Source organism: Enterobacter adelaidei (assembly GCF_041937165.1).
In the GTDB taxonomy this organism is placed as follows: domain Bacteria; phylum Pseudomonadota; class Gammaproteobacteria; order Enterobacterales; family Enterobacteriaceae; genus Enterobacter; species Enterobacter adelaidei.
The window spans coordinates 3,869,423-3,894,742 of the sequence record NZ_CP154353.1 but is presented as its reverse complement, the minus strand read 5'-3'; the positions used below and the strand labels follow the sequence as shown (position 1 = coordinate 3,894,742).

The window sequence follows — 25,320 nt, the reverse complement described above, 5'->3', positions numbered from 1 at the left end:
ATGCCGGTTTATCTGGATGAAGTTCCCGCCGATGCTGAAAAGATCGTGCGGCCGCTAACCCTGCGCTGGGTTATTTGTTTGTTTATTCTTCTGATAGCAGGCACCACGCTAACGCTCTGGCAATGGACGGATGAACGAAGTGGGTTTGTATTCTGGTTCACCGCACTGGGGCTGCCTTTTTGCCTGTGGGGGATATTGTTCAACTTCCGGCGGGTGGGCTACAGAATTGAACAAAAGGGCGGGGCTGGCTTTACCTACGAGTGTGATCTTATTGAAAGCGATGAGATCTCCCGTGGGAGACGTTTTGCCTGGATTCTGGATGCGTTTGTGCAGACTCAGGCTGGTCGTGGTGTGGGGACCCTGCTGGTGGCAATAGAGCAGGGCATGCCAGTGATGGATACCGTCAAACCTCGCGTGGGAAATATTGCTGTACGACATTCCAGATTGACTGAATTTGACACTAACCCTGCTGCCCTTGAAGAGGCGCTCACCAAAGCGGCAATTCGCGTTAAGAATGTACTCGAACAGCTTCCTGAAACGCTTGAATGTTGGGTGATGTTTGAATGTGATGCGGGATTATCAGAACAAGAAGAGGCTGCATTGCTTCAACTGGTGATGCTGAAATCAGAAAGATCGCTGCGCAGGTTATCTGTTAACGGACCTGCCTGCGTGGACTACTGGCTGGATCGCTACTGGGAAAAACCTTCCGTATTGATCGTGCTCACTGTTTCATTACGCTCAACGCCTGAAGAAAACGACGCTGAAGCCATTACGTCGATAGTGCTCTGTAACCGCAAAAGTCATCGATTCCCGGATGCAGTCAGATTGCACCGTCCTCAAAAAAGCCGTAACGAGACGCTGACCCACAATATGATGCATGCCCTGCGCTGGGCGGAAATAAAGCCGGAAGGGATAAAGAGAATATGGATGACTGGCGAGGGGGTAACCTCTTTGTCAGGGTTGAATCAGGCCTGCGAAGATAACAAAACAACGCTCAGCCTGACTGACGATATTAAAAATATAGATGAAGTTCTCGGGTTTCCCGGAAACGCATCGTTCTGGATAGCGGTTGCATTAGCCGGTGAAGTTGTTCAGGAAAGTGGCGTGCAGTTTATTGCCGCCCATTCTGACCCCAGGAGTGACGATATCTGGCTTGACACTATTACAGCAGAAGAACGACAGAAGGAAGTAATCAGGGAATGACAAAATTAAAAGAAAAAGCCAAAGAAAAATCACTTCTTGGTGCGACGTTTTTAGCTCTCATATTTCTGAATGCCATCATTGTTTTTTTGCTGACCTCGGGCAGCGATTATATGGCATCAAAGTTTGGACTGGGGCCTTATGCCATTGAACGGGTGCTTTTAGTCTGCGCAACAATCAGTGTTGCTGTTCTTCTGATTGCCTGGGGGTTGGAAAAGCACTTTTTCTTTGCCGGTCGTAGTGGCGCACGCAAGCAGTGGGGGAAAAACAAAAGTGATTCTGCCAGTGCGCCAGCGTCTAATCTGGCGAATACGTTCGTTGATGAAAAGGAACGGATCGAAGGTAGTTTTCTCGCCGAACCACTCATCGATCACCTCCGCCTGCGCTACGGCCGTCGCTGGAAATCCAAAGTCCGCTTACTGTTGGTGCAGGGCACAGATGATCATATCGAGAAAGTGGTACCGGGCCTTAAGCGTGACCACTGGCAGGAAAACAACGGCATTGTGCTGACCCATGCGGGCCAGGCAAAAGCCACGCCCGAACCTGAATTTGTTGATGTGCTGTATGAGATTCGTCCTCAGCGCCCGGTGGACGGTATTGTGCAGGTGATGGATTGTGCCCAGCTTCCGGATGCTGCCGCGCTAGATACGCTCGTTCGCAGCCGCCAGAAAGGGGATTCGCTGTTTGGCTGGCAGGCTCCGGTCTGGCTGTGGTTTATCCGTGAAGAAGCCTGGAGCCAGGAGGGCGAGGGCGTTCCGGCGACTGGTTCATTGTTCGGGCCGGGGGCTGCACCGGAAGCGGCGGTTGAATCACTGACCACGCTGTCTTCCCGTTTACGCGATGCGGGCATGCCCGTGCTGCTGAGTGATACCCGACACGACTGGCTGCTACAACTCTCCGATCAGCTGCGCGGGCCTCTCAAACAGCAGTTAACGCCGCTGCTGACCAGCCTGATGACAGACCCGGCACCTTATCGCCTGCGTGGGGTGATGTTCAGCCCTGCTCAGGTGGCGACTCCCACGCTGCCGAATGCACGCTTAAGTCCGCCTGCATGGCAGGCGCTGGAAGATGATTGTCTCCATGTTCACGCCCGTAAAATTGGCTTCCACTGGCCGCGAGTTCTGCGATTCGTGTTGCTGGCGCTGGTTCTGCTGTGGGGCGCGGGAACGCTGCTTTCACTGGTGGTTAATCGGGCGCAGATTTATCAGGCGCAGGAAACGGCGCGTGTTGCTGCCGATACCCGCCAGCCGCTGACAGAACGTCTGCGCAACCAGCTGGTTCTGCAACAGGCCATCGCCCGTTTGCAGGACCGGGAAGCTCACGGCGCGCCATGGTACACAACGTTTGGCCTGAATCAGGACCGTGAAACGTTGAATTCACTCTGGCCCCTGTATGCCCGCAATAATCAGGGGCTGATGCGTGATGCGTTGGCCGATGAGCTCCACCGCCAACTGGACGCCTTCGTGCAACTGCCTCCTGCCAGTGATGCGCGAACTGCCGCCACCCAAAAAACCTATAACCTGCTCAAGGGCTACCTGATGCTGGCGCGCCCCGATAAAGCGGATGGTCCCTGGCTGGCAGCAAACATGCTGAAAGTCTGGCCGACGCGTGCGGGCGTAACCGACAGCGCATGGCAAACCCAGGCTCCAAAACTGCTTGGCTTCTATGCCCAGAATCTGCCGTCTCATCCCGAGTGGGCAATCAAACCGGATGCCGAGCTGGTGGGGACTGTGCGTCAGATTTTGCTTAAGCAGATTGGTCAGCGTAATGCGGAGTCTGGTCTGTATCAGGAAATGCTGCAGCGCATCGCCCGTAACTGGCCGGATTTAACCCTGGCAGATATGACCAGTGATACCAATGCCTCAACGCTGTTCAGTACCGAAGGAGTGGTGCCGGGGATGTTCACCCGGCAGGCGTGGGAAGAGCAGGTTGAAACTGCTATTGATGAAGTGGTGAAAACTCGCCGCGCAGAAATCGACTGGGTGCTGACGGATAAGACTCATCAGGCTGGTAGCGATATCTCGCCGGAAGCGCTGAAGCAGCGCCTGACCGAGCGTTACTTTACCGATTTCGGTAATGCCTGGTTGAACCTGGCGAACAGCATTCAGTGGCACGAGGCGGAATCGCTGTCTGAAGCGATTGCCCAGCTCAACCTGCTGGCGGATGTGCGTCAGTCACCGCTGGTGGCGCTGATGAACACGCTAGCCTGGCAGGGGCAGACGGGAGCCAAGGGCGAAGCACTGGCGGATTCAATTGTCGATTCGGCGAAGAAGCTGGTGGGCCGTAAAAAGAACGCACAGCAGTTTATTGAACAGGCTCAGGGGCCAAAAGGTCCGCTGGACGGTGTGTTTGGCCCGCTCAATGGCCTGATGGTCGGGAAAGACGGCACGGGCAGTAACGGCAACCTGAGCTTCCAGTCTTGGCTGGCGCGTGTGACGCAGGTGCGCCTCAAGCTGCAACAGGTGACCAGTGCGCCGGATCCGCAGGCGATGGCTCAGATGCTGGCCCAGACCGTGTTTCAGGGTAAAGCGATTGACCTGACCGACACCCGCGATTACGGCAGCCTTGTGGCGGCAAGCCTTGGACAAGAGTGGAACGGTTTTGGCCAGGCGCTGTTTGTGCAGCCTCTTGAGCTGGCCTGGCGCCAAGTGCTGGCCCCGGCGGCAGGCAGCCTCAATGCCCGCTGGCAGAGCACTATCGTCTCGCAGTGGAATACGGCATTTGCCGGGCGCTATCCGTTTAAGGCTACGGGAAGTGATGCTTCACTTCCTCTTCTGGCGCAGTTCCTGCGTGGTGATTCCGGGCGTATCGCGGCATTCCTCAAAACGAACCTTGGCGGGATCCTGCATCAGGAAGGCAACCACTGGGTGGTCGATCCTTCCGCAAGTCAGGGGGTGACCGTCAACCCAGTATTCCTGGCGGCGATCAACCAACTAGCGGATATCTCCGATATTGTCTTTGCGCAGGGGGATGCAGGCGTGCATTTTGAACTGATGGCGCGTCCTTCACGAGATGTTGCACGTATCCAACTGGCGCTGGACGGGCAGAATCTGGATTACTTCAACCAGATGGAAAGCTGGCAGAGCTTCACCTGGCCGGGGAATACCTATTATCCAGGCGTCGACCTGAGCTGGCGCAGCAATACCGCAGGAATGCGTCTGTACGAACACAACCAGGGTAACTGGGGCTTTATCCGTCTGCTGGATAAAGCGCTGATCACCCCGCTCGACAGCAGCCGAACCCAGCTGGTATGGATAACACAGGACGGCAATCCGCTGAAATTTATTATGCGCAGCGAGCTGGGCGATGGCCCGCTGGCGCTGCTGAAGCTACAGGGGTTCAGCCTGCCGGCATCGATTTTCTCGGTCAGCGCCGATGCTGTGAATAACACCTTTGCATCCACGGAGGGGGAATAAGATGGCAACTGTAAAAGCACTGCTTGCACTGTGCGTGCCTGATGACGCGCAGCAGTCCGCGCTGCTCGCCCGTCAACAGGGCAGCCTGACACACTGGGATAACTGGCTTAAGCCGTTAACGGACGGCGATGGGGCAGGGGAAGACCCGGCCTATGACGACGATTTCCAGCTAATGCGCGAGGAAATCAACAAGCTCTCTGGAACGGATTCAGAAAAACTGAATCAGCTGGCTGAAAAGATCCTCTGTTATACCGCCCGGGATTTAAGGGTTGTCACCTGGTATATCTTCGCCCGTCTACAGTTGGAGGGGGAATCAGGGTTATGTGAAGGGCTGCAGTTGCTGGCTGCAGTGCTGAGCTGCTACGGTGAGAATTGTCATCCGCGTCGCCCGAATGCACGCAAGTCTGCGCTGGAGTGGCTGAACAGCACGAAGATACAGGACACGCTTTCTCTTTGGCCAGATGCTACCCGCGAACAGACCTCACAGACGGCAGCGGTTCTCTGCCTGCTGGAAACGCTGCTGGAAAGCTGGCCGGAGAGCGATCGTCCTTCTCTCGACGGTTTATCCCGTGCGCTGGAAATCCGTCTGGCAGGCTCCGGTGGGCTGGATGGCTTAACGCCACAGGGCACCGGTACGGCAGAAAGTACCCCTGTTTCAACAGTCAGGTCGTCTGCCCCGGATATTGTTGTGAAGTCAGAAGGTGAATTTTTCAGCCAGTCAAAGGTGCTCTCCCGCTGGCTGGCCGACCAGCAGGACGGCTGGCTGGCGTCGCACCGGCTGATGAAAGCGGTTCGCTGGGATACGGTGGGTCAGATCCCAGCGCTGGATGCCAGCGGCCGCACGCGTCTTTCACCGCCAAAACCGGATTACCGCGCGCAGCTTAAAAGATTGTATCTACAGCAGAGCTGGACGGAGCTGGTGGAGCAGGCGAGTACGATGTTCTGTGAAGGCGGCAACCGTTTCTGGCTCGATTTGCAGTGGTACCTTTGGCAGGGGCTGACCCGCGCCGGACAGCCCTGGGATGGCTGGGCGGATTACATCCTCAGCGACCTGAAGCTGCTGCTGGGCCGCCTGCATGGCCTTGAGCAGCTCTCGTGGAGCGACGGCACGCCGTTTGCCGATGAAGTGACGCTGACCTGGATTGCCGAAAAAGTGAATGACGACATGCCGGGATTTGGTAATGAACCTGCCGCGGTTGCCGGAGGAGAGCAAACGGATGACATTCTCGCGCTGGAAGCGGAGGCGATGGAAAAGGGTGACAGCGATGGCCCGGAGGCGGCGCTTGGCTGGCTTCAGAGTCGTCCGGGTATGGAGTCCTCCCGTAACCGCTGGTTACTGCGTCTGCTCATGGCCCGCGTTGCAGAGCAGTTCGGGCGCAATGAAATGGCGCTCCATCTGCTTGGCGAACTCACCAGCAGCGCACCACAACTGACGCTCAATGACTGGGAACCTGCGTTGCTGTTTGAAGTGCAGGCCCGCCGCCTGAAATTACTTCGCCTCAAAGCAGGCCGCAGCGAAAGCGACAAAACCCGCCTCGCCCCTGAAATGGACGAGCTGTTGGCTGGCCTGATTGCCATTGACCCCGCCCGGGCAATGGTGCTGTGTGGCTGATAAGGCCACATCTGATTTCCACTTTTTTTGACTACCACGATACTCAGGAAACCCGTGCATGGATGATTTAACCCTGCGCTATTACGAAGCAGAGATGCGCTATCTGCGCGAAGCCGGTAAAGAATTTGCCCGCGCCCACCCCGATCGCGCTGCCATGCTCAATCTGGATAAAACCGGTGCCCGCGACCCGTATGTCGAGCGCCTGTTTGAAGGGTTTGCCTTCCTGATGGGGCGTCTGCGCGAAAAGCTCGACGATGACTTGCCGGAACTGACCGAAGGGCTGGTCAGTCTGCTCTGGCCACACTATATGCGCACCATTCCGTCACTCTCCGTAGTGTCCTTCGAGCCGGAATGGCAACAGCTGAAGCAGGCCGAAGTGCTGCCTGAAGGTTTTTCGGTATTGTCGCGTCCGGTCGGGCCGGACAAAACCGTTTGTCAGTACCGCACCACTCGCGACATCACCCTGCAACCCATTCATCTGGCTGATGCGCGTTTGCAGACCGAGCCTGACGGGCGCGCGGCGATTCGTCTGCGTTTTGAATGCAGCAGCAAAGTGGACTGGGCGAAAAGTGGCATTGATAAAGTCGCCCTTTATCTTGATGCCGAAAGCCCGGTAGCGTCGGCCCTGCATCTGGCGCTGACCCGCCGGGTGCATACAATGTATGTCCGCCATGCGGCAACGCGCACTGAACGCATCTGCTTTGATGGCTGGTGCAAGCCGATGGGCTTTGAAGACAATGAGCGTCTGTGGCCGAAAGGCGACTCGGCATTCAGCGGCTATCAGCTGCTGCTGGAGTATTTCAGCTTCCGACAGAAGTTTATGTTCGTGGAGCTACGTGGGCTGGAGCTGACCGGGCTGAATCGGGACACTACCTGGTTTGAAATCGACATCGTGCTCAACGGCGGCTGGCAATCCGATATGCCGTTCGAAACTGAAAACTTCCGCCTGCACTGCTCACCGGTGATAAATCTTTTCACTCTGGAAGCGGATCCGCTGACCATCGATCCGCTGGAAAACGAATACCTGCTGCGCCCGATGCGCGTGCAGGACGGGCACACTGAAATCTACAGCGTCGATAACATTCACGGAGCGGTGAAAAACGGTAAGCACCCGTATGTACCGTTCACCAGCTTCCGTCATCGCGGCGGCATGATGCGTCACGATGCGCCGGAACGTTACTTCCACACGCGAGTGAAGCGCGGCCCGTCTGGTCTGTACGACACCTGGCTGATTCTCGGTGGGCGTTCGTTTGAAATTGAACAACTGGCAGATAAGCCAGAATCACTCTCCATGCGCATCACCGGCACCAACGGGCAGATGCCCCGTAAGGCGCTGGAAAGTACGCTGCTCGACCGGGTCGTGAAAGCAGGCAAGGTTCCGGTAAAGGTTCTGAACCTGATTGCGCCGAGCCTGCCGCTCTATCCGCCCGCGAATGACCGTTTCCACTGGCGGGTGATGAGCCATCTGGGCTCGAGTTTCTTAAGCATGATGGATAACCCGGAAGTGCTGCGCGGTACGCTGGCTCTGTACGACTGGACCGACGACGAGATGAACCGCCGCCGCCTGGAAGCCATCGTGGCGGTGAAACACACGCTGGTACGCCGCTTTGAGCGTGGCTACATGCTGCGCGGTGTGGAGATTGAAGTCACCCTTAATGCCGACAACTTTGCCGGAGAGGGCGATGTGAATCTCTTTGGCGAAATGCTGCATCGCTTCTTTGCGCTGTATGCCGATGTACACCTCTTCAATCAGCTCACGCTGGTACTGCAACCGACAGGGAAACGACTGAGATGGACAGAGAATCACAGCCAGCACGTACCGGGCTGACAGAGCTGCTTGGCAAGGATATTTGGCGGGTTAACTTTTACCGTTACTGCCAGTTGCTGGAACAGGAAAATCCTGACGCACCCCGGCTGGGTACCGCTGAAAAGCCAACCGCCGATCCGGTGCGCTTCCGTCCCTGGCCGGGGATGGGCTTTCCGGCCAGTGAACTGCGAACCGTTGAAACCGACGAAGACCACCCGGAATTGCCGCCCACGGTGCGCACCACGTTCCTCGGGATGTATGGCGTAGATTCACCCCTGCCGACGGCGTATCTGGACGACATTGCCCAGCGCCGCGAGGGGTATGAAGCGACCACGGCGTTTCTCGATATCTTCAGCCACCGAATTACCACTCAGTATTACCGTATCTGGCGTAAATATGCTTACCCGGCGACGTTTGAAATGGGGGGGACCGACGACACCTCTCAGTGCCTGTTAGGGCTGGTGGGCCTCGGGATCCCCGGCACGGCGGAACACGTTGCCACACCCGTTTCTCGCTTTCTCGCCTTGCTCGGTGCGATGCGCCTGCCGACCCGTAACGCCGAGGGCATTCGACAGCTCGTAGGGCTACTGGCCCCGGAGACTACCGCGACCATCATCAGCCCGGACCCGGTGAAAGTGCTGGTGGCACAGCGCAGCGGCCTGGGGAAAGGAAACCGGATAGCCCTGTCGCAGCGCGCCACGCTTGGCAAAACCGGGAAAGAAGCCTGTAGTCGGATCCTGCTGATACTTTCGACCAATAATCCTGAAGAGGCCGAAGGCTGGCTGCCCGGTGGTCAACTGCATACAGATTTGCTGGTGCTGCTGCGTGTGTATCTCGGCTACCGCTCGGATGTACGCCTGCGTCTGACCGTTCCGGTGAGTGTGTTACCCGATCCTCGTCTTGGGCAAAAACGCCGTATTCAACTGGGCCGTACCGGTATTCTGGGGCTAAAAGGCGGGACTCTCAGTACTGGCCGCAGCCACCTTACCGTCAGCCTGGGCTGTTATGAAGGGCTGGACTGCAAACCGCTACTTCCTGCCCAGGATGGCGGTTACCGCTTTGATTAATTCTGCTGTTTATTCTGAAAGGAACCTCTGAATGACATCCGTTCCCCTGCGACAGATTGCTCTGCTCGCGCTCTGCGGTTTGCTGGCCGGCTGCGGCCTGACCCAGACTGTTTCCGATGGTGCGGTCAGCATGACCAAAGCCATCTTCTACAAAAAGATTAAGGTGCTTCATCTCGACTTTGAGCCGCGCTCTGCCGCCAATGCTGATGAAGCGCAGACGCCGCTGGCGACCATGGTACGCGTCTATCAGCTGAAAGACCGTCAGAAGGTGGATGCCGCCGATTACCAGAAGCTGTTGCGTGATGCCGACACCGTGCTGAAAGAAGACATTGTGGCGAGTAAATCCCTGCTGGTGATGCCTAAAGGCAGCGTGATGCTCAATATGCCGATGGATGAAGAGGCGCAGTACGTCGCGGTTATTGGATTGTTCAACCGCCCAGATATGAAAAATAATACCTGGCGGCTGGTGTTAAGCCGCGACGATCTTGACCCGGACAAGCCACGCAACATCGAGCTTGGCAATGGCTTCCTGACGCTGGTGCCTGTTAAGGAGTGACAATAATGGCGATGGATAACTGGCTGGCACTGTTCGACGGACAGACGCGTTACACGCTGGAGATAAACGACAGCCGGGTCAACCCGGATGTGCTGAACTTCCACGGACGCGAAGCGCTGAGCGCCCCGTCTGAATGGCGCATTGCGTTCACCTCGCTGCAGAGCGATGTGGCAGCAGAGGATGTACTGCTGAAGTACGCCACGCTGCGCATGCTCAGCGGACGGGAAGTGCACGGCGTGATTACGGGCTTTGAGTGGCTGGGTACGACCGACGACCAGACGCACTACAGCGTGACGATATCTTCACGCCTGGCGCTGCTCTCGCATACCCGCCGCTGTGCGGTGTACCAGAACCTCTCCGTGCCGGAGCTGGTGGAGCAGGTGCTGCGTGCGCACGGTCTGGAAGGGGCGGACTTTGAGTTTCGCCTGGAGAAGAGCTATCCGCAGCGCGAGCTCATAACCCAGTGGCGGGAAACCGACCTGCAGTTTATCCAGCGCATTCTTTCTGAAGTCGGCATCTGGTTCCGTACCGGCGTCAACGATGTCACCGGGCTGGATACGGTGACCTTTGCCGACAGCCAGCAGTTCTACCGGTTTGGCGAACATCTGCCTTATCAGGAGCCGTCTGCGCTTTATGACGGTGCCGCCGAATCCGTATGGGGGCTGCGCACCTGGCACAACACCGTGACCGGGCTGGTCCGCACCCGCGATTACAACTACCGCACGGCGACCACGCCGATGGACTCCGCCGTCACCGTCCGGAACAACGCCACGACGACCGGGGAACATTACCGCTATGCGACACCGTTCCTGGAAGCCGGTGATGACGGTACCTCTGCGCCAGAAGTCGAAAGCGGGGCGTTTTACGCGCGTATCCACCATGAGCGTGAGCTGAATAAATCGGTCCGGCTGCACCTGTTCAGCAACGCCGCCGGGCTGATGCCGGGCATGGTGCTGGAAGCCGACGGCAGCAATCTCAGTGACCTGAAAGAAGGTGTGCTGATAACCCTCACCACATACAGCGCTGCACGCGACAGCCGCCTGCATGTGTCTGTGTGGGGCATACCGTACAGCGAACAGTTCTGCTTCCGTCCGGTGGAAAAACCGCGTCCGAAGATGAACGGCACGCTCACGGCACGTGTTGAGAGCCGCGAGAAGAATGACACCTACGCCCATCTTGATAATCAGGGCCGCTACCGGGTGAAAATGGACTTCAGCCGGGAAGAGGCCGGGCCGGGTTATCACTATCTGTGGATACGCCAGGCGAAGCCGTACGCTGGTGATACTTACGGCTGGCACACGCCGCTGACTGACGGCACGGAAGTGGGCATCGCCTGGGACGACGGCGATATCGACCGCCCGTATATCGCCCATGCGTTCCACGATTCAGAACACCAGGACATCGTCACCCGCGACAACCGCAGTCAGAACATTCTGCGCACGGCGGCAGATAACGAACTACGAATGGAAGACCAGCGCGGACAGGAACACATCGCGCTCACCACACCTTACGGTGCCACGCAGCTTAATCAGGGCCATATCGTTGATGAGCAGAACAAACAGCGGGGCGCAGGCTTTGAGCTGCGCACCGATGAACACGGCGTTATTCGCGTGGCAAAAGGCCTGTTTATCACCGCCGACGGGCAAACCAAAGCTGCGGGTGAAGTGCTGGACATGGACGCGGCGCTGAAAGAAATCGACATCTGCCAGCAGCAGCTGAAAGCCCTGGCCGCAGCAGCAGCCCAGGCGCAGGCACTGGAAGCCGATATCGCGAGTCAGAAAGCGATGTTCGACCAGCGCCTGAAACCGCTGAATGAAATGATCCACTTCCACGGCCCGCAAGGGGTGGCGTTTACCAGCGGCGAGCATATGCAGATGACCGCCAGCCAGAACGTGGTGATGAATGCGGGTGGGGATTTCAGCAGCGGCTCAATGGGAAATACTGCGATTCTTGCCGGGGAAGGCGTCGGCCTGTTTGCAAGAACAGGCTCGCTGACCCTGAACGCCAGCGAAGGCCCGGTGCAGATTCAGGCGCAGAACGGTGAGGTGCACATCTCCGCAGAGCAGAAGCTGAGCCTGATATCGGCGAGCGACATGCTGTTTGCCGGCAAGAAGAAGGTGACGCTGATTGGTGGCGGCAGCTATCTGAAAATCGAAGGCGGGAAGATAGAGTACGGGACCAGTACGACGTATACGCGCAAGATTAAGCGGTCGGTGATGACGGGGAGTGTCAGACAAAATGCGAGTCTACCCGAGATGCCTTCGATTTTACCTGCATTGTCTTGTGGCCCGAATGCCGCATGCTTCCGAGTTACAGATGCCCTGACTGGTGCGGAAGACATAGAATTTGCCTACCAAATACAAACGCCAACAGGGGCGATTCAGGGAAGAACAGCTACCGCTCTGACACAGACGGTTAATTCAAATTCAGAAGAAAACGTGACTCTGGATTATGTTTTCCAGATTAAAGCGGGGATAAAATAATGGCTGTGTCATCGACAACAACTGTCGCTGAAAAAGAACAACAGGAAAAAAAGGTTGATGCCGATTTTTTTCATATCGATATGATTCCGGGTGCGATGGATAAAATGGATTGGCATGTTGCAGCGAAGTTAATGAGACATTGGTTCAGCATAAAACCAGCTTTTGCTTTTGACATCGCCAGCAAAGATCAGGCTGTTAATGGAGATCCTCATAACCTACCGCCCTCTGAGATAAATGTTGATATAGTTAAAATGTCATGGGCTTTGCAATTTGAACAAGTTAAAAATGGGATCGATGCACTTAAAAAAACATGGTGCAGCCCAAATGGCAAGAAATTACTCATTGAACGCTTGTTAAATATTGGTGATTACTCTAAGGAAAGTATTTCCATTGGATATTCTAATGACATAGTCAATCTGGACTCAACCGCTCAAGTTAATTTTAAGTCGATAGGGAGTAAACTCGATACCATTAACGCATGGTATGGAGCAATGGGAAATAGCACCTTAAAAGTTTGTGTTCGTGGAAAGACGAAAAAGATAGATGGGAGAGATGCATTCATTGTCGAGTCATTAGGTTTTTATCTAAAGGATACATATGATTTTGTTGACGAGGGGATAAAACCGGAACCGTTAGGTATCTGGAGTAAGGATCGTATTTTAGATAAAAAAGAGTCCGCGATATACATATACTCATACACTCAAGGCCTATTCGGTTGGTTGGCACGCCATTACTCCGGTTTTGTGCCTGTATTTAATAGCGATTTTAGACGTTGGCAAGAAAAACATGGTTCCGGTGGGGATTATATTATTCTATCTGATGTGTATTGGACAAACCCGCTGCCATTAGATGAGGTCGTTTATTTATGAGTCTGATTAGAGATAAATTCAAAATAAGGATTTTTGTTCTGATTTTTGTTATTGTTTACCTGGTTTTCCCTACATCTTTTTTTTATGGTGAAAATAATAAGCTTTTTGAAACTTCAAGTCCTGATAGTTCATTTAAAGTGGTTGTTTACAAATCCGGCTTATACAATCTATACTCATTATATAAATACATAAATAACGAAGATTACTTTTTTGTTGTATATGATAAATGCGCTAATGTTGTGTTTAAACCTTCTCTATGGTTTGGTGTCAGTCAATCTGTAGTTTATGGTGGCTTTCATTTTTCAAAGCATAATCGAAATGAGTTGTTCTTTCCAACAAATGATGGAGTTGACTCAACGGAATTAACCGAAGGTTCTAGCTGTTCGCCATAGTGGGGAGTAGTTAGATGAATGAATAATAACTCATTGGATAAAGCCAAAGTAGTTCATCGGATTCGGTCGGATAATGAGGCATAACTATTATGTCATTGTATTTTGCAATTCATTTAGCTAAGCAATAACAACTACCACACCGTTACCACGCCGATGGACTCCGCCGTCACCGTCCGGAACAACGCCACGACGACCGGGGAACATTACCGCTATGCGGCACCGTTCCTGGAAGCCGGCGATGACGGTACCTCTGAGCCAGAAGACGAAAGCGGGGCGTTTTACGCGCGTACGGGATGGATTTGTGGTCCTGAAATCGCTGGATGCAAAACTGCGTGTAGTTCAGGGAATGGTTTATAAAGGACAAATTCATACTGTAGCGACGGCATCAGGTCGAGCGACTATCGCCCGTGAAGCGGAAGCCTCTTTGCTGGAGCGGGAAGTAGTGTACCGGGCGGCAAAACAGGGAAGTCGTTTTCCGAGTAATAGGGCTGAGGTAGAAGATAAAGAATTATTTCATCAGCTTTATTCCAAGATCGGTTATCCAGATTTGTTCGCTGTAGAAGCGAAAAGTCCGGCGTTTGGTGAAAAAATAGTCTATGCGCATATCGCGTCATTTAGCGGAAAAGTTACTTCCATGAATGCAGAAGAATTGGCCGGGAAAACGATTTATCGGGTGTTTGGTAACGCAGAAGGCGCAGCGAGCGCAAGCTCTGCGGGGGGCAGAACACCTTGGTTTTGGGGATATGGTAAGGCATCTGAATCAGCGGAGGAATGGCGTATTCAGGCAACAGTTCTGGATGAATGGAATGCTAATGGGTTTATTGTGATCGCACATTTGCCGAAAGATTTTGCTTCAAGAATGCCAGAAGCGGCCGCGTGGCATGGAAAAATAGCTGAGCAGTTTGGCAATAAATTGGCTAATCAATATCTTGAAGGTGGCGGCGAACAGTTGATTGTCAATTTGGGTGATTTGGCTGCGCAAGTTCATTCAATTGGTGAGGAAGTCAAAGCGACCAGGCAGGCCGTAACCAGAGAAATTAATAGTGTAAAACTGGATTTTCATCCGACGGGCTGGAAAGATGTCAATGGTAAATATGGCTTTGGTGACCCTGAAAAATTCACCCCCCCTCTCGTTGAGACGCGTCAACTATCCGACAGTGAACTGCAAAGCAAAACTGGACGGCGCGCAGTGACTGGGGCAGCCCGTATCGAGCACCAGACCTCACAAAATGAACAGGATTAATGTGAATGACTTATTCAATGAATGATGATGACACTCGCCGGAAGGTTCTCTGGATGCTCAAAAGGCTTAGTAGCTATAGCCTCTGGAAGCGAAAAAGAGATGCCTGGGCTATATTTGCCGATGCTTATGAACACGCGGTAAAAACCTGGCCAGAAAGTGATCCTGACGCATTAAACCCGGACAATCTGGTCTATATATACCAGGCTTTGAGGTTGTATGACCAGGGACTTGAAGAGTTAAAGGTTGGTCATCGACATGTCTGGAGAACACAAGGGGACTTAAATCAACTTCATAGACCTGTTAATTTGGTGAGGTCATTTTTCTTCAGCCCATGTCATGAACGCTGGAATCAAATATGGGCTTATCCTCCTAAGGTTGAGGAGATTAACAAACTAAGATTGAAAGAAGAATATGCCGGCGCACGTTTCGTATGGGAGTCATCAAATATGGATGCACAGATCTCAAATGCCGGGTTTTTATTTAGTAATGCCTTTTATGAAAAAGAATTTTATTCATTGCCTCGACCTGTTTTCCCCAATACACTTCCTCCAGTCCCTGACGAACGGAAAAAAATAATTAAAACAGGTGATATGGTTCCGTGCGATGGCATTTGGGAACCGGGGTATTTAAGTTTTGATTATAAATGGAAGGTGATCCCTGTTGGTGTGCGGGAGTTTACTAACAAAGGGTGCTTTAACTATCTTCTCAGAGGAAGCAGGGCCCCCTTAATCGATGATATAGATAGTACTGAAATCAAATCAATCAAGGTTGAATGGCGTCTCATTTGGGAAGATACCCGCTATTGTGATGGCATCATTCCTGACGAATCAGAATATTTCCTCGAAGAAGATCCGGGAAAACGCATTACCTGCAAGAGCGGTGAAGCGTGCCCTCATAGTGGCCGTTGGGCAACGCTGGCTGGCGGGCAGCAGCAGTTTGCTCAGGTTGAGATGGGTGTTGTTATGCCACAGGCAGCTCAATATCAACGAGAGTTCTGGAATCCGGCTATTTTGATCCCGGCGACATGGACCCTCTTAAACCGTGATGACGGCGGTAGTGTTTATCTACCGACAAAAAAGGGGGAAGCATAACGGCCTTGTGCTGCGCGTGTCGAAAACCGGGAGAAATGTGACATCTACGCCCACCTTGATAGCCAGGGTCAAACGGGATGCGCTGAACTTCCACGGACGCGAAGCGCTGAGCGCCCCGTCTGAATTGCGCATTGAGTTCACCTCGCTGCGCATGCTCAGCGGACGGGAAGTGCACGGCGGTTAGGTTATTGGGGTTGGGATAATGTGATAAAGCCCGGTATAATAAGTGAACTCATGAAAAAGAGTGTGATAAATAAAGATGGTAAAGATTGCTACAGAGTGACAAATAGTTCTTTTGTCCAATATAGAAATAAGTGCCGAAAAGAAAAATCGGATATAACAGGAGATTTTTTTGTATTCTCTACGGTGAAGGAAATATCAGTGGATATTGTAATACATCTAAGTGGCATAGATCTCGAAGAATATGCAGCAAGGAGTCCACGGGATGTTTAGAAAGTTCAAGTTAATAGCAGTGCCTATATTTGCAATTATTTTACTCACATGCGTTGCCTTACTCACAGTTAAAATATTAGCTTACAGAAATGCTATCCCTGGCGAGAAATATTGGAATGAGAGCAAAACATGCTATTTAATAGCTTATAGGCCAAACTACAAGCCTTATGGAGGCATTGGTCGGGTTTTGAACTTATTCTCAAGCCAATCTTTTTTTGCTGTCTATAATATAAATGACGAGAAATTGGAAAGTTCTGCTTGGTATTTTTGGCAATATCAATTTTCTGATTTGGTGGCTCCAGAGTGGTCAGGTATGGATGTATTATACCCATCTGATCAAGGATGGTCTGGTTGGACATTACATGAATGTAGTTTAGTAAAATATAACGAAATTAATTAATGGAATAAGTGTTTATTTTAGAGTGGTGACAAATAGAGCAACGATGGGAATTAATATTTTTAAGTTATTTAAGAGAAAGGAGTCGATTCAAAATGATTTTTCTAAGTCAGGGTTTCAGTCTTTGGACGTTAAAGAACTAATTTACCCATTATTCATACCACTTGAAAAGAAAGGTTTGTTAGCCTATTCAACCCGCTTTATGGTTAAGTCGGAAGACTTGTCAAAAGTTGAAGATTTAGTGGAGCGATATTATCATAAAGAAAATATGCAAGAAAAAAGAGCATCTTTATGATTATGGCAAATATTTTGTTACTATAAATTTGATTATTTAAATTTTATTTCTATTGATAGTATAGTCAATAACATTAACTTTTTCTAAACTGGTTTGTTTGAAAATAGAATCACCATCCCCAGATGAAGTATTTGCTCATCTGGATCTTGATTTCTATGGTAGTTTGCAAGGAGATATGGAGTTTTGGTGGGATGTATATTGGAGACCCTTCTGGTCAAGTTTGACAGAAGAAAAAAGAACTCAATATATTGAGCGATGCAATCTTTCTGAAGATATAATTCAATTTCTGAAATACCATAACTAGTTAATAAAAAGCATATGTCGAATAACTCACCTTCACTCTATGAAACTCTCTTCGGTAACTTTACCGGAGGCCTCGACCTCCATCAGGTCAGCGAGCAAAATCAGGTGATTTTGTCCGTGCTCGATAACATGCAGCGGATCCTCAACTGTCGTACCGGCACGCTGGCGCATCTGCCGGACTATGGTCTGCCTGACTTGACCAAAATTCTGCAGGGGATGCCGGGTACCGCACACCAGTTGCTGCAGATCTTCTCCGGGGTGCTGCTCAAATACGAACCGCGCCTGAAAAGTATCAATGTGATTCTGCTTGACCAGGAAATCCCCGGCGAATTGCGTTACGCCATTGATGCCGAGCTAAAAGGCATCGGCCTTGTCCGCTACGGCACGGAGTTTATGCCGGAAGGGCGAGTGCTGATTCGCCACCTCAAACAGCAGAATTATCTCGATACCAAATCCCATATACAGGGATCATTTATCTGACGAAAACCACAGGGAAAGTATGTCAGCCAAAGCACGATTTATGAAAAAACTGCAGGAGCAGCAGCCCCGCAGCCGCGTTTTTGACAGCAAAAGTCAGGCCGATATTGCCGAGTTTTGTGAGCGAATGAACCAGCTTCAGGAAACAATGGAAAGCTGGCTCACCGGGACGGGCATCAGCATTGAAGCGATGCCGGTGTCGGTTCTTGACACCTTTGCGGGCAATCATTCCTTCACCGTCCCCGCTATTGCTTTGCGTTATGGAAACCGAATGGTGAAATTCACCCCTGTGTTTTTGTACGGGCAGGGTGTGACGGGGGGGATCGAAGTGACGCTATGCAGTGACGGTCGCATTACGCCGTTATACCGCCTGTTTATGCGTTCGGGAGAGGATGCGAACTGGTCATTCAGTACATTTGGCCGCCCGGCGGCTCCCCGAACGGTATTCAGTGAAAATGCATTTTTCGACATGATTAGCGTACTGCTACCAGAGTAAACCTCGCTTTCTGCTTATCCTCAGGGATGGAACCACTATGCACGATGTTCAACCTCGCCCGGTGAAAACCGGCAGTGACCCACGTCAGCTACCTGATTTTATTGCGCTGCGCGATGAGATGGCCAAACTCACCCATCCGGCACGTCCCGACGTGAACTGGTCGCAGGTGGAGGCGCTATCGCTCTCATTATTTGAGCTAAATGGCGTCGAGTTACAAACCGGTGCGTGGTATACGCTTGCACGTAGCCACCTGGCCCGTATCAATGGCCTGAACGAAGGGCTGGCTATCCTGAATGCCCTGATGAGCCATCAATGGGCGCAGTTCTGGCCGCAACCGATTCATGCTCGCGCAGAAATCCTCAACGGGCTTTTGCAGCGCTTGCAGAAGCTTTTTCGCACATTTTCACTCGATCATGGTGATTTGTCTGCGCTAGTGCAGACAGAAGGGCTGCTACGATCCATCAATGATATTTTGGTGCGTCAGGAGCTGAAACATGTCTGTCTGACTGCGCCGCTGATGCAGCAGATACAAGGTGCGTTGACACGTCTTGAAAACAGCTCGGCACATGACAGTGGACTGCAGGCGGTGACGCTGCCACCACAGGCGCTGGTCGCGGAATCGGCCCTGGAAAACCCCTCTTCTACCAGCCGCCTGGTGTACGTTATTCGTCCTGAGCCAGAGCTGAATGTGCAGGTCGTGCATGCGGCAACACCGCAGCCGAAGCGCTGTCCGATGTTTCTGGCGGGAGTCTGTTCCGCATTGGTGTTGAGTTCTATTGCACTCACTGGCTGGTACTATATATCCAGGGTAGATGAGGCTACGGATGCGCTTGCAGCTTCGGTGGCTCCTCTTCCTCAGGCGCTGAGCAGTGCTCAAGTGCAGACACTTCAGCAATCTGATAAAGACAAACTTGACCCTACAGGCTGGCTGAAAAATGCATCATTGCAGCTGGACAGTCTGGCCGCACTTCCCCCTGACTGGAAATATCAGTATGGCAATGGTTTGCTGGCACAGGCAAAAGTGCTGTGGCCACAGAAACCCGAAGTCGCTGAACTACAGCAGCAGTGGCAACAACGACAGGCCGAAAACAAACTCTCTGCAAGCGCATTAACTGGCTGGCATGACGGCATGCAGCAACTTCAGATGATGGCCGACAGGCTCAATACGCTGGACGGACAGAAAGGCAAATACATCACCGTCAGCGAACTGAAATCCAGCGTCTATCAGACGATGAACAGCTTTAGACAGACGATCCCACTGGAGGAGCAACTTCGTGTGATGCAGGGCCAGCAGGGCGATGCCGCACTGGTTACGCAACAGCAAATTCAGCGTCATTTGAACGGGGTGACTCAGTTATTTGCGGAGCAAAAATCTCCCCCTGGAACGCCTTAAAAAGGGGATAACAGCTTCAGTTTGGCAAACGGAGTTGCGACGATAATGAAAGCGATGATGGGGCTTAAAACGAAAAACGGACGTCTTTCGACGTCCGTTAATACTGAATTTGGTGCCCGGACTCGGAATCGAACCAAGGACACGGGGATTTTCAATCCCCTGCTCTACCGACTGAGCTATCCGGGCAACGGGGCGCATTAAACCCGATCTGCCCCCGGTCGTCAACGAAATTTGTTGTTTTCGTTACAGACTGCGCAATCTCTCACCATTTCGCCGCAAACTTAAGCGAAAAGGTGCGTCCAGAGCGCAGAGAGCGGCATGGCGATCAATAGTGCAGGCAGCATATTCACCACGGCAAACATCTTAATTCCGCAGATGCGCAACCCGGTTGCCAGCAGGAGCAGTCCGCCAACGGCAGTGAAATCGGCCATCATCGCCGGCGTTGTCAGCGGGAGAATCAATGTGGCGCAGGTGGCGAGCGCCAGCTGGATTATCAGCATCGGGACGCAAATCACCGCAACGGCGACGCCAAGGGTAGTGGCGAAAATGGTGGCGGTGAAGAAATCGAGAAACGCTTTCGCAATCAATATGCTCGGGTCGCCAGTCATCCCTTCCTGCATCGAACCAAAAATCCCCGTACCGCTGGCGCAAAACAGAATAATGATTGCTACATAGTTCTGAATAAACGACTCGTGCGTGCCGTGTTTCGCTTTGCCGCCTGGTCGGGAAATCAGGTTTTTGGCTCTACTCACCGCACTGTTAATGCCTTTTTCCAGATAGCAGAATTCGCCAATCAGCGCGCCGAGCAGGGTCGCCAGCACCATCACCGGCAGGTTGGCGCATTTGATCACCAGCAGAATGCCAATTCCTAACGACGCCAGACCGAATATAGAAGGCATAGATGAGCGAATACGCTCCGGCAACCGCTGACTCAACACTGCGCCGAGAACACCGCCCAGCAATACGGCTCCCGCATTGATAAATGGCCCGATAACCACGCTTAACTCCTGTTACTTAATCATTGGTATTGCATGATTATGACATGTTAGTGCTGCATTACGCTTGGCTTTGGGTGGTTTAATGCATAATGATTCTTTCTTGCACCTGAAAATAAAAGGTGACATTATTGCGCGAATTTTCTCCTCCCTGTCTCACCACTCGGTGAGGGTAACTGCGCTTATGAAAACCATGAAAATCGCCGTCAGCCGCGAGCTGCTCTCTTCTGTGTCTACGCACCGTGAAAAGGTGACGCTGGACAATACTGATTTCACCGATGTGGCGGCAGTCGTCATCACAACAGCTGAAAGTCGCAGCGGCATTCTTGCACTGCTGAAACGCACGGGCTTTCAGCTACCGGTGTTTATTTTCTCTCAGGAGCCAACGGATGTACCTGACGGCGCCACCGCGGTTATCTCGGGAAAAGCTCAGGAGTTTCTGGAACTGGAAACTGCTGCCAGCCGTTATGAAGAGAATCTGTTGCCACCCTTTTTCGACACCCTGAGCCAGTATGTGGAAATGGGCAACAGCACCTTTGCCTGCCCGGGACACCAGCACGGTGCATTTTTCAAAAAACACCCAGCAGGGCGGCAGTTCTATGATTTCTTCGGGGAGAACGTGTTCCGCGCCGATATGTGCAATGCTGATGTGAAACTGGGCGATCTTTTGATCCACGAAGGGTCCGCTAAGCACGCGCAAAAGTTCGCGGCAAAAGTGTTCAACGCGGATAAAACCTACTTTGTGCTGAACGGTACGTCGGCGGCCAACAAGGTCGTGACCAACGCGCTGTTGACCCGCGGCGACCTGGTGCTTTTTGATCGCAACAACCATAAATCTAACCACCACGGGGCGCTGATCCAGGCGGGGGCCACGCCGGTTTATCTGGAGGCTGCACGTAACCCGTTTGGTTTTATTGGCGGGATTGACGAGCACTGCTTTAATGACGCTTATTTGCGGGACCTGATCCGCGAGGCGGCTCCGGAGAAAGCCGACGAGGCGCGTCCATTCCGCCTGGCGATCATTCAGCTTGGCACCTACGATGGGACGATCTACAACGCCCGCCAGGTGATCGACAAGATCGGTCATCTTTGTGACTACATCCTTTTTGACTCGGCCTGGGTGGGCTACGAGCAATTTATTCCGATGATGGCGGAAACATCCCCGCTGTTACTGGAGCTGAACGAGAACGATCCGGGCATTTTCGTGACCCAGTCGGTGCATAAACAGCAGGCCGGGTTCTCGCAAACCTCTCAGATCCATAAAAAGGATAACCATATTCGCGGTCAGGCACGTTTCTGTCCGCACAAGCGGCTGAACAATGCGTTTATGCTGCATGCCTCCACCAGTCCATTTTATCCGCTGTTCGCAGCGCTGGATGTGAATGCCAAGATCCACGAAGGGGAAAGCGGACGCAGGCTGTGGGCGGAGTGCGTCGAGCTGGGTATTGAAGCGCGCAAGGCAATCATTGCCAACTGTCATATGATCAAACCGTTTATCCCACCAGTGGTGGCGGGGCGGCCGTGGCAGGATCATCCGACGCATGCCATTGCCAGTGAGCTGCGCTTCTTCAGCTTTGAGCCGGGTGCCAAATGGCACGGGTTTGAGGGGTATGCCAGCGAGCAGTACTTTGTCGACCCGTGCAAGCTGCTGCTGACCACGCCGGGCATTGATGCCGAAACGGGGGAGTACACGGATTTCGGGATCCCGGCGACGATTCTGGCACACTACCTGCGTGAAAACGGCATCGTGCCGGAGAAATGCGATCTCAACTCGATCCTGTTCCTGCTGACGCCCGCCGAAAACAGCGAGAAGCTGGCGCAGCTGGTGGCGATGCTGGGGCAGTTTGAACAGCATATCGAAGACGATACGCCGCTGGCTGACGTGCTGCCGACGATCTTCCAGAAATACCCGGTGCGCTATCGGGATTATACGCTCCGACAGCTGTGTCAGGAGATGCACGATCTCTACGTCAGCTTCGACGTGAAGGATTTGCAGAAGGCGATGTTCCGCAAGGAGAGCCTGCCGGAGGTGGTGATGAATCCGCAGGATGCCAACCAGGCGTATATTCGCGGTAACGTAGAGCTGGTGCGCATACGAGATGCGGAAGGACGCATTGCTGCCGAGGGGGCGCTGCCATACCCGCCAGGCGTACTGTGCGTGGTACCGGGTGAAATCTGGGGCGGGGCGGTACAGCGTTACTTCCTGGCGCTGGAGGAGGGCATTAATCTGCTGCCGGGCTTCTCGCCGGAACTACAGGGTGTGTACAGCGAGAAGGATGCCGATGGGATCAAGCGGCTGTATGGGTATGTGTTGAGATAGTGCAGGCTGTTGCCCTCACCCTAACCCTCTCCCTGTGGGAGAGGGAACATTTCATCAAACCGCACTACGCCTGTACATCCTCCTCGGATGCCCAATCTTGCCGTACAGCATCTCCACCGTCAGAAACCCCGCTTCCACACAGTGCTCCAGATAGCGCCGGGTAGTAGTTTTACTTAACCCGGTTTCCTGTACCACCTCATCGACTGAAAAACAGTGTGTGGCCTGATCGTTAAACAGCGCCTGCACCCGCGCCAGCGTATTTTCCTCAATGCCTTTGCTGCCGTTGTCCTGGCGGTAGTTTTTCGCCTGTAGCTGATACAGCGAATCCACGTTTTGCTGGTCGACAATCTTCCAGACGCGCTGTTGCTCGGCGAATTGGACAAACCGCTCCAGCGACTGGCTGAGCCGCTTCCAGGAGACGGGTTTGAGGATGTAGTCGAACGCGCCATTACGAATCGCCTGGCTGCAGGTGTCCATATCGCTGGCGGCGGTGATGAAAATCACCGAGCAGTTGGCACGGGCGAGCATGGGGTTATTGATAAGCGAGATACCTTTGCCATCAGGCAGATAGTTATCCAGCAGCACGAGCTGCGGCTGTTTGCTTTCAAGCTCTGCCTGGGCTGCAGCCAGCGACGAGGCAATGCCCACCAGCCTCAGACGCGGATGCTTGCCTATCAGCTCCGCGTGCAGCTGCGCCAGCTCGTTCTCGTCTTCCACAATCAGTACGTCGATAAGTTCATGTCGCATAGTCGGTGTTTTCCAGTTGCCGGGCGGTTCCCGTGGCCGGGATAAACAAGGAGAAAATGGCGCCGCGCGGGGTATTATCGGCAACTTCTATCGCGCCGCCAGCCTGCGTAACATAGCTTTCGATCAGATACAGGCCAATCCCATGATCGCCGCGCGTTTTGGTGGTGATACCGCGTTCAAATATCCTGTCACGGATCTCCGGTTGAATGCCCACGCCCTGGTCCGCCACTTCAATAATCAGCTCCTGTTCGCTGAGCTTAATCAGTACCTCCACCGGCGCGTGGGGCAGTGGCGACCGCTGCGTCGCTTCAATGGCGTTATCCAGCAGGTTACCAATAATTGAAATCAGCTCTTGTTCCCCAAGGGGCAGGAACGGTCTGTCCAGTCGACAGGCCGGGTCGAAACTCAGTTCAACACCTTTCTCCCGCGCGCGGGCGGCTTTCCCCAGCAGCAGACCGCACAGAGTTGGAGAGCTGAAGCGAGAGGAGATAAAGTCCAGCAACTCCTGGGCGTGTTCAGACTGCGCCTGAATGTAGCCAATCGCCTCTTCATAGCGTCCCATATGCAGCAGGCCGGACAAGGTCGTCATCCGGTTTAACTGCTCGTGGCGCATAATGCGCAGGTTATCTACATAGCGTTTTACCTGGCTGAGCTGGGCGCTAAGCGAGTCTATTTCATTGCGATCGCGGAAGGTGATCACCCAACCCTGCAGCGACCCCTCAAGCATGATGTGGACCCGGCTGGCAATCACCGTGAGATCGTTAAAACGGCAAATCTCGTCGTGGGTATCTTTCGCCAGCATCGTCTGCGTGTCGAAGAACGGGACCGGATCGATCACCTGGCTTATCAGCTGTCCGCGCAGTTCGCGGGCCGGCTGGCTCAGACCGAGCAGTTTGCGCGCTGCCTGGTTGATCACTTCAATGCGCCGCCGATCGTCAATGGCAATCACCCCTTCATAAATAGACTCCATCATCGCCTTTTGCTGCCGCACCAGCAGACCGATTTCTCGCGGTTCGAGGGAGAAAATCTGCTTCTTAATGCTGCGGGTAAAGAACCAGGAGAAGATGAAGAGGGCCATCAACAACAGCACGGCGGCAATCAGGATATTGACGACCTTACTGACGGTAACGGTATCAAGGTAGCTGGTGAGATAGCCTACCGAAACAATGCCCACTACCTGCCCGGCATCGTTGAAAATGGGGGCTTTACTGCGTAGCGAAATGCCCAACCCTCCTTTACGGATGGTGATGGTACTTTTTCCCTGCAAAACGGCTTCGTTGTCTCCGCCAACCAGCGTAGTACCAACTCTGTCAGCAAAAACGGAATGAAAAAGGTGCTGTCCCTTATTATCTCCAATCACAATAAAGCTGGCGTCACTGTGTGAAGCTATTTTCTGCATAAAGTCGTGAATGCTTTTGATATCTTTTTGTTCAACTTCATCACGTAATGTAGGAATAATCGCAATTTCTTCTGCCTGTATTTTGGCTCGCGCACTCATTTCCTGATAAAGCTGTTTACCGACGTCGACATAATAATATCCGCCCAGTAACGCGAAAAGCACTGAGAAAAAGGCAACCAGCGAAATAAACAGCTTGATCTGGAAAGATACTTTCATAACTATCACGCGAGGTAGCAACAAAGAAAGCCAATATATCATCTTTTCTCGAGTGGATGGCCGCTTTGCCGAAAACTTGTGATCCCTTGCACA

General features: G+C 52.9%; 21 protein-coding genes, 1 tRNA gene and 1 pseudogene. 19 read left to right on the top strand and 4 right to left on the bottom strand.

What is annotated here, in order from left to right:
* The 18 genes and pseudogenes from AAHF05_RS18915 to AAHF05_RS18830 all read left to right on the top strand — a co-directional run bounded on the left by AAHF05_RS18915 (position 1) and on the right by AAHF05_RS18830 (position 19,550).
* On the top strand, positions 1–1,203 hold the full coding sequence (locus AAHF05_RS18915; protein ID WP_374936412.1) for a hypothetical protein: 1,203 nt from the start codon (positions 1–3) through the stop codon (positions 1,201–1,203).
* On the top strand, positions 1,200–4,616 hold the full coding sequence (locus AAHF05_RS18910; protein ID WP_129324636.1) for an ImcF-related family protein: 3,417 nt from the start codon (positions 1,200–1,202) through the stop codon (positions 4,614–4,616). The genes AAHF05_RS18915 and AAHF05_RS18910 overlap by 4 nt, the downstream gene beginning before the upstream one ends.
* A gap of 1 nt (position 4,617) precedes the next feature.
* Positions 4,618–6,228 carry a type VI secretion system protein TssA gene (tssA, locus tag AAHF05_RS18905; protein ID WP_374936411.1) on the top strand — a complete coding sequence of 537 codons (1,611 nt, stop codon included), beginning with the start codon at positions 4,618–4,620 and terminating at the stop codon, positions 6,226–6,228.
* A 58-nt stretch (positions 6,229–6,286) separates the two neighbouring features.
* On the top strand, positions 6,287–8,056 hold the full coding sequence (tssF, locus tag AAHF05_RS18900) for a type VI secretion system baseplate subunit TssF (protein WP_129324634.1): 1,770 nt from the start codon (positions 6,287–6,289) through the stop codon (positions 8,054–8,056).
* The gene (gene tssG / locus AAHF05_RS18895; protein WP_129324633.1) at positions 8,020–9,102 is read left to right on the top strand and encodes a type VI secretion system baseplate subunit TssG; all 1,083 of its coding nucleotides are present in this window, start codon (positions 8,020–8,022) and stop codon (positions 9,100–9,102) included. Before tssF ends, tssG begins: the two co-directional genes overlap by 37 nt.
* Positions 9,103–9,133: 31 nt before the next feature.
* A complete protein-coding gene (tssJ, locus tag AAHF05_RS18890) occupies positions 9,134–9,658 on the top strand; it encodes a type VI secretion system lipoprotein TssJ (protein ID WP_129324632.1) in 525 nt (174 codons plus the stop codon).
* 11 nt (positions 9,659–9,669) lie between these two features.
* A complete protein-coding gene (locus AAHF05_RS18885; protein ID WP_129324684.1) occupies positions 9,670–12,141 on the top strand; it encodes a type VI secretion system Vgr family protein in 2,472 nt (823 codons plus the stop codon).
* Entirely contained in the window at positions 12,141–13,010 is an 870-nt protein-coding gene (locus AAHF05_RS18880) for a DUF6402 family protein (RefSeq protein ID WP_129324631.1), read from the top strand. The genes AAHF05_RS18885 and AAHF05_RS18880 overlap by 1 nt, the downstream gene beginning before the upstream one ends.
* Positions 13,007–13,402 (top strand): DUF6201 family protein, encoded by a 396-nt coding sequence (locus tag AAHF05_RS18875; RefSeq protein ID WP_332614408.1) that lies wholly within the window; start codon positions 13,007–13,009, stop codon positions 13,400–13,402. Before AAHF05_RS18880 ends, AAHF05_RS18875 begins: the two co-directional genes overlap by 4 nt.
* A gap of 129 nt (positions 13,403–13,531) precedes the next feature.
* A pseudogene (locus tag AAHF05_RS18870) lies at positions 13,532–13,690 on the top strand (type VI secretion system tip protein VgrG); the annotation flags it as partial.
* On the top strand, positions 13,641–14,645 hold the full coding sequence (locus AAHF05_RS18865; protein ID WP_129325500.1) for a hypothetical protein: 1,005 nt from the start codon (positions 13,641–13,643) through the stop codon (positions 14,643–14,645). The pseudogene AAHF05_RS18870 and the gene AAHF05_RS18865, both read left to right, overlap by 50 nt.
* 5 nt (positions 14,646–14,650) lie before the next feature.
* On the top strand, positions 14,651–15,736 hold the full coding sequence (locus tag AAHF05_RS18860) for an Imm72 family immunity protein (RefSeq protein ID WP_129325499.1): 1,086 nt from the start codon (positions 14,651–14,653) through the stop codon (positions 15,734–15,736).
* A 37-nt stretch (positions 15,737–15,773) separates the two neighbouring features.
* Positions 15,774–15,920: a hypothetical protein gene (locus tag AAHF05_RS18855; RefSeq protein ID WP_164989137.1), complete on the top strand. Its 147-nt coding sequence runs from the start codon at positions 15,774–15,776 to the stop codon at positions 15,918–15,920.
* Positions 15,921–16,181: 261 nt separating this feature from the next.
* A complete protein-coding gene (locus AAHF05_RS18850) occupies positions 16,182–16,589 on the top strand; it encodes a hypothetical protein (protein ID WP_129325498.1) in 408 nt (135 codons plus the stop codon).
* 43 nt (positions 16,590–16,632) lie between these two features.
* Positions 16,633–16,881: a hypothetical protein gene (locus AAHF05_RS18845; RefSeq protein ID WP_129325497.1), complete on the top strand. Its 249-nt coding sequence runs from the start codon at positions 16,633–16,635 to the stop codon at positions 16,879–16,881.
* Between the two features lie 318 nt (positions 16,882–17,199).
* Positions 17,200–17,664, top strand: a complete 465-nt coding sequence (gene tssE, locus AAHF05_RS18840; protein ID WP_129323764.1) for a type VI secretion system baseplate subunit TssE — start codon at positions 17,200–17,202, stop codon at positions 17,662–17,664.
* Positions 17,665–17,704: 40 nt separating this feature from the next.
* Entirely contained in the window at positions 17,705–18,157 is a 453-nt protein-coding gene (locus AAHF05_RS18835; RefSeq protein WP_241697865.1) for a hypothetical protein, read from the top strand.
* 37 nt (positions 18,158–18,194) lie between these two features.
* Positions 18,195–19,550, top strand: a complete 1,356-nt coding sequence (locus AAHF05_RS18830) for a VasL domain-containing protein (RefSeq protein WP_129323762.1) — start codon at positions 18,195–18,197, stop codon at positions 19,548–19,550.
* A 110-nt stretch (positions 19,551–19,660) separates the two neighbouring features.
* Here AAHF05_RS18830 and AAHF05_RS18825 read toward each other — a convergent pair.
* Both AAHF05_RS18825 and AAHF05_RS18820 read right to left on the bottom strand, forming a co-directional pair.
* Positions 19,661–19,736, bottom strand: a tRNA-Phe gene (locus AAHF05_RS18825).
* 95 nt (positions 19,737–19,831) lie between these two features.
* On the bottom strand, positions 19,832–20,548 hold the full coding sequence (locus AAHF05_RS18820; protein ID WP_028018403.1) for a DUF554 domain-containing protein: 717 nt from the start codon (positions 20,546–20,548) through the stop codon (positions 19,832–19,834).
* A gap of 181 nt (positions 20,549–20,729) precedes the next feature.
* Here AAHF05_RS18820 and AAHF05_RS18815 point away from each other — a divergent pair, with 181 nt between their 5' ends.
* Entirely contained in the window at positions 20,730–22,865 is a 2,136-nt protein-coding gene (locus AAHF05_RS18815; protein WP_129323761.1) for an ornithine decarboxylase, read from the top strand.
* A gap of 54 nt (positions 22,866–22,919) precedes the next feature.
* On the opposite strand, the gene AAHF05_RS18810 is transcribed toward AAHF05_RS18815, so the two are convergent.
* The gene (locus tag AAHF05_RS18810) at positions 22,920–23,612 is read right to left on the bottom strand and encodes a response regulator (protein ID WP_049004965.1); all 693 of its coding nucleotides are present in this window, start codon (positions 23,610–23,612) and stop codon (positions 22,920–22,922) included.
* Positions 23,602–25,227: a sensor histidine kinase gene (locus tag AAHF05_RS18805; RefSeq protein WP_049004964.1), complete on the bottom strand. Its 1,626-nt coding sequence runs from the start codon at positions 25,225–25,227 to the stop codon at positions 23,602–23,604. The genes AAHF05_RS18810 and AAHF05_RS18805 overlap by 11 nt, the downstream gene beginning before the upstream one ends.
* Between the last annotated feature and the right edge of the window lie 93 nt (positions 25,228–25,320).